Consider the following 5506-nt stretch of genomic DNA (forward strand, 5'->3'; position numbering starts at 1 on the left):
CACCCAGCAGCAATCGCCGCGACAGGCGAAACCCTTTTTGTTCGTCGGCCATGATATCCCCCGTTGGCCAAGGGATAGCGCGGCTTTTTGGCAAAAACCATAGCGATGCCGCCGGACAGCATTCCGCCGGCCGGCCCTGGGGTCCAGCCGGAAGACCTTATCCAGGTCGCCCGGCATCGAGAGCCGACGGATGAAAATGGCCGATCCCCGGAGGGACCGGCCATGAGTGGAACAGGGCTTGTAAAATCCGGTCAGCAGGTCTGCCGACGCACGATGTTCTCGCCTTACGAGGCCTTCTTGATCGACGTCACGATGCCGGTCTTGTCATCGACAGTCACAGCCACCTTGGCGCCGACCTTCAGTTTCCCGATCGTCGCCTCCGGCGACAGCTGGTAGATCTTGCCGTCGTCGAGGGTGATCGACTTGGTCGTCGGGTCGACGGCCTGGATGGTGCCCTGAACGGTCGCGGCATAGGCGGTGCCGAGGAAGGCGAGCAGAGCGGCGGTGGTTGCGAGGGTCTTCTTCATTGGTAAGCACTCCGTGCTGTTTCACTTTCCGGACCGCCGCCTTGGGAAACGACAGCACCGGACGGCTTGAAACTGGAACGGAAAGCGCTCCCTCCGCAAATCACGTTGGGTGAATTTTCGCAAACAATATCATAGGCTTAATTCCGACATATTGCTTGTTGCCGACATCATTTCAGACCGCTTCGACTCCTCCAATGCCCACTTCTATCCGCGAAAAGAGTCGCTTAGCCGATTGTGACGGCGGCTTTGGATCGCCACGCGGCCGCTGCAATCAACCTCGAGCAGCATCACGAAACAGCCTGCTCACCGACCATCGACACAAATTTTGTTTCATGGTCAGAGGCGGACTATAGGCGTGACAAATACGGCTTCGACGGCTGACGGCTCAGCCCGCCTCGTCCTTCGCGCCGATCTTGCGCACAAGTGCCGCCGTCGCCAGCATCGCGCCCATGTCTGATATCATCGGCGCGACATGCGTGCTGTAATCGAGCGGCACCGAAATATCCGGCAGTTCGAAGAAGTTCTTCGTCTGCGGCAGCAGCAGGAACCCATCGCTGCCATTGAGCGCCACGCGGGCTGGGTCGTCCGGCCAGGTTTCGCCAAGCCATTTCAGTGCCTGCGCCAGCCGACCGCTCACCAGTGGCTGTGCCGCTCCGAGATTGTCGGTGCGGAACTCGTAGGCGGCATCAAGCGCCACGTCGCCACTGGACAACTCCTGCAGCTTGCTGGCGAACATGCCGCGAAAGAAGCTGATCACCGCGTTGGTCCGCCGCGTCGCCACCAATATGCCGGGAAACGGCGCGATGGTCTCGAAGGCGACGATGACGCCCTGGAAGGCGGTCGATGAGCCCTTGCCCGACCCTTCCCGCAGATGCGCCTCGTACAGCTCGAACGGAAACCCTTCGTAGCGGCCCGCCACGATGTCGTCGAACGCCTGCCGGTTGAACGGACCAACCGCCGTGCGCGGCAACCGATCGAAGGAATTCGGCGTCACGCCATGCTGGTAGCGCATGTCGGCGATGAAGCCGAAGATGATCGGCAGCAGCGTCTCGCGGAATGATTGCTGCAGCCGCATCGCCGGTTTCCTGGCCTGGAAATAGAGTAGGATCGAAGCCGCGAAGCCGATGACATACAGGAACACATGTGGCGTCGAGACCCATTGCTCGTTGGGGTCGGCAATCTTGTTGAACAGCCAGGCAACCAGCACCACGGCCACCAGCACCAGCCCCACGAACACCGGCACCCGCCAGCGCACTTGCCGGACCGCCGAGGCCCTCGCCGCTTCATAGGCCTCTATGTCTTTCCGGATGCCGGCGATGACCGTTTCGCTCGGCATGAAATCCGCTGTTTCCACCGCTACCCCCGCAAGCCTCGACAAATTTATGATAGCTGGTTTTGTTCGATGTATCGACTGCAGTGCCTCTTCAACAAATGTCCACGCCTGATTACCACGTGGTTCCCCCAATCCGTCGCTGCTTCGCAGCGCCACCTTTCCCCCCTCCGGAGGGAAAGGAAAGGAGCGTTGCTGGACGAGCGCTGACGGCAAAAGCTTGGCGCCTTTCCTCTACCCCGTGGATCGGCGAAGCCGAGACGGAGTGGGGGTCGACCAGCGCCGCAAAAGACAATGCATGTGCCAGCCATGGACCCATAGGCAACGTCTCGTCGCTTGCAGCACTAAGGAAAGACCGCTTTCAGTCGCTCCGCGACCTTGTCACGCACTCGGCCCTCCAATGCCTCCACCACCACCAGCCGCTCATGGTCGCCGGCGCGCAGGCGCATGAAGGGATGCAGACGGTAAGACGCGATCGTCCCGCGCGTACCGGCATCGGCACTGACTTCGACAATGAGGATAGAACCGATGCGACCGGGCCATGGCTGGCGGGCGAAGGCGGTGCCGAGGAAATCGCCGAGCCCATAAGCGACCACCGTCTTGTGGATCCTTTCCACCGGCTGCACGACATGGGCGTGATGGCCGGCGATCAGTCCGACGCCCTGCCCGGCCAGCCGCCTGGCCAGAACTCGCGTCTCGTCGCGGGGAAAATGCCGGAACTCCCAGTCCCAATGCGGCACGGCGCAGAGTAGGTCGAAACCATCGCGCGGCCAGCCAGCCGGATCGCTGTCCATCGACACCCGCCCGGAGAACAGGTTCTCATCGGCGTTGCGCCACAGCGTGAAGGCTGCGAAGCCGATATCAACCGATCCAACCTGGACCGGCACAACCGGACCGTCGGCGGCCAGGCCGATCGTGCGGATGCCGAGCCGCAGCAGCGCCGCGATTGTCTCGTCGAAACCGGCGATGCCCTGATCCAGCACATGGTTGTTGGCCAGCGACAGCACGAGCTTTTCTCGCGCAATACCAACCGCCGCCAACGCCTCGGCCAGAAACAACTCGCTCATCGCATGATGCGTGCCGAGCCTCGTCCCCAGTACTGCGCTTGGTCTGTCCACCACAGGGCTTTCGCAATTGCCGATCACCAGATCGGCCGCGCCGAGCAGCGCCTTGATCGCCGGATCGCAGTCCGGCGCGCTGCGGTTGGCCACCGCCGAGATGTCGCCGACAAAGGCAAGCCGCATTGTCTGCCTTGGCGCTGAATCGATAAGCGTTTCCGCCATGGGCGCAAAGTCTTGCGCGTCGCCGGCCAGCGATGGCTTGAGAAAACGCGGCAGCCAGGACAGCTTGTAGGAAAGCGGATAGTTCGACACGCGATGCCCAATTGTTTGCCCTGTGTAAACCGTCCTCGCGGCGGGTTGAAGCGCAGCGTTGCAAATGGTGTATATTTGCGCGGCGCGACAACTATTGGGGGGAAAAGATGACACGACTGGCAAGCCTGCTGACATCCGCTTTCATTTTGCTCCTGCCGCTGTCTTCCGCGTCGGCGGCAATGCCCGAAGCGGCCACCCGACTGTTCGAGGCGAAGAGCGTGGCCGCGCGCGACGCTGCCCTGTCTATGCTGGAGACCGCCGCGCCAAAAGACCCGGCGTCCGCCTATGCGGCCGGGGCGGGCGAGTTCTTCACCGCACTGGAGATCCTGGCTACCGGCCTGCACCGTCATGGTTTCGAAAGCCCGCAATCCTTCATGCTGCCGCTGATGCGGTTGCCGGTGCCCGATAATCCCAATCCCGAGCCGCTGACTTACGAGCAGTTCCGCGCCATCCTGGTCGGCTTCCGCGACCGGCTGGAGAAATCCGCGGCAACGTTTGCGTCGGTGCCGCCCGATGCCGATATCGGCATGGCGATCGATCTCACCCGTGCGGGCATCGACCTCAACGAGGACGGCACCATTGCGCCGGACGAGAGCATGGCGGCGATCATTGCCGGGTTGTCACGCGGCGGCATTACATCGGACGACGCCGTTCCCACGCTCACCTTCCGTTTCGACCGCGCCGACGGATACTGGCTGCAGGGCTATGCCGAGTTCCTGATGGCCCAAGCCGATTTCTGGCTGGCGCATGATTTCAGGAGCACCTTCGACGGCTCGTTCCACATGCTGTTCCCGCGCGCCAAATTGCCGTTGCAGGATATTCTGGTGCCGCCGGCCGGCGACATGGGCTCGAGCATCTTCTCGTCGGAATGGCGCATCGCCGATTTCATCTCGATGGTGCATCTCGTCAACTGGCCGGTGGTCGAACCGGAGCGCCGGCAAGCGGCGCGCCGCCATTTGCTGGAAATGATCCGGCTGTCGCGTGAGGACTGGAAGGCGATTCGTGCCGAGACCGACAATGACCGCGAATGGCTGCCTGGACCGCAGCAGAAGGGCGAGAACCCACTCACCGGCCTCGAAGTCGGCGAGGAGCAGGTTCAGGCCTGGCTCGCCGCCTTGACCATGGCCGAGGATCTCCTGGAAGGCCGCAAGCTGCTGCCGCATTTCCGCGTCACCGCCAGCACTGGCCTAGGCATCAACATGAAGCGCTTCTTCGATGACCCGAAAAACTTCGATCTGGTGCTGTCGATCACCGGCCCGGCCATCGCGCCCTACCTCGAAAGCGGCGAACTCGTGACCAGCGACGATTTCGACCAGATCCAGCGCCAGTTCGGCGGCGGCGGGTTTTTGACGTTTGCGCTCTGGTTCAACTGAGGACGGGCTGCTTCAGGCCCTTCCGCAGGGGAAATCTTGGCAAGACCGGCAACATTTTTACTGGAAGCAGGCGCCTTTCCCAGGCGATGTCTGCTGGCAGTCACCTCACTGCAGATGCCGCGCCAAGGCGCTTCGCAAAAATTAGCAGCGGCTGTTTTGCTTGACTCGGCCGCCAAAAACAGGCAGCAAAACCAGGTCGGAAGGGCGACAACACCACTTTCCTGGCCGTGGACGAAGCCAAATTTGGCCCAAATCCACATCTCGTCGTTGGTTTTGAGAGGAATTGATTAACCAACTTTGTCCATATTTTGAAGCAATCGGCAACCAACTACAGACGCGGCAAACGCGTCCGGGACCATCTGGGATCACTCGCAGAATGGTCGTCGCGGCTATCAAGGCCACGTACGGGGAAACCGGTTGAAGCGAGATTGGTTGCATGGCGTTGTTGAGTACACACAAAAAAAACCGGGGACAGCGTGAGGGCGGCGAGTTCGTCGATGCTCCGCCTTCCTCTTCCTTCAACGCTGGCCGGGTGGCTCGCTGGGTCGCGCTGCCTTGCGTCAGCACCGCCATCGGCCTTTGGTTGATCGGCACCATGGCCGGCCTCAGTTCCGTCGGCGCCTCGCTGTCGGCGACTTCGGTTGGCCTGCCCCAGACGCTGTCCATGCCGGGATCGCTCGCACTTACCGATCCGCTGAAACAGCACTTCTTGAAAGCACCCTTCGTGCTGGCCAATGCCAATGGCGGCACTCAGGCCCTGCATGATCATTCGGTGCAGTGCGGTGCCAGCTGTTTCAAGCTGGCCAGGGTAAGCTCGCAGGCGGAAAAATCCGAACGCCTTGTGGCGCAGGCAAAGCCGACGCCCGCCGCCGTGAAGTCGAAGGCGCAGGAGCGCTTCGAACG

General features: G+C 61.8%; 4 protein-coding genes and 1 pseudogene. 2 read left to right on the forward strand and 3 right to left on the reverse strand.

Going from position 1 to position 5506, the window contains the following annotated elements:
• Nucleotides 1-284: 284 nt before the first annotated feature.
• The 3 genes from EN750_RS16670 to EN750_RS16680 all read right to left on the reverse strand — a co-directional run bounded on the left by EN750_RS16670 (nt 285) and on the right by EN750_RS16680 (nt 3230).
• Nucleotides 285-527 carry a DUF1344 domain-containing protein gene (locus EN750_RS16670; RefSeq protein ID WP_013530037.1) on the reverse strand — a complete coding sequence of 81 codons (243 nt, stop codon included), beginning with the start codon at nt 525-527 and terminating at the stop codon, nt 285-287.
• Between the two features lie 385 nt (nt 528-912).
• Nucleotides 913-1863 carry a hypothetical protein gene (locus EN750_RS16675; protein WP_245482725.1) on the reverse strand — a complete coding sequence of 317 codons (951 nt, stop codon included), beginning with the start codon at nt 1861-1863 and terminating at the stop codon, nt 913-915.
• Nucleotides 1864-2201: 338 nt separating this feature from the next.
• The gene (locus EN750_RS16680) at nt 2202-3230 is read right to left on the reverse strand and encodes a CapA family protein (RefSeq protein WP_127397064.1); all 1029 of its coding nucleotides are present in this window, start codon (nt 3228-3230) and stop codon (nt 2202-2204) included.
• A gap of 107 nt (nt 3231-3337) precedes the next feature.
• On the opposite strand from EN750_RS16680, the gene EN750_RS16685 reads away from it, so the two are divergent.
• Together EN750_RS16685 and EN750_RS16690 are read left to right on the forward strand one after the other, a co-directional pair.
• Complete coding sequence (locus EN750_RS16685; protein WP_127397065.1) at nt 3338-4603, forward strand: hypothetical protein; 1266 nt, start codon at nt 3338-3340, stop codon at nt 4601-4603.
• Between the two features lie 436 nt (nt 4604-5039).
• Nucleotides 5040-5506 (forward strand): annotated as a pseudogene (locus EN750_RS16690) (hypothetical protein); the annotation flags it as partial.

The sequence above is a fragment of the Mesorhizobium sp. M7A.F.Ca.ET.027.03.2.1 genome (genome assembly GCF_003999175.1).
Classification (GTDB): Bacteria; Pseudomonadota; Alphaproteobacteria; order Rhizobiales; family Rhizobiaceae; genus Mesorhizobium.

Excerpts from the sequence above, each read along its gene's own strand:
- EN750_RS16670 (WP_013530037.1), bottom strand. The coding sequence starts at position 527 with ATGAAGAAGACCCTCGCAACCACCGCCGCTCTGCTCGCCTTCCTCGGC.
- EN750_RS16675 (WP_245482725.1), bottom strand. The coding sequence starts at position 1,863 with ATGCCGAGCGAAACGGTCATCGCCGGCATCCGGAAAGACATAGAGGCC.
- EN750_RS16685 (WP_127397065.1), top strand. The coding sequence starts at position 3,338 with ATGACACGACTGGCAAGCCTGCTGACATCCGCTTTCATTTTGCTCCTG.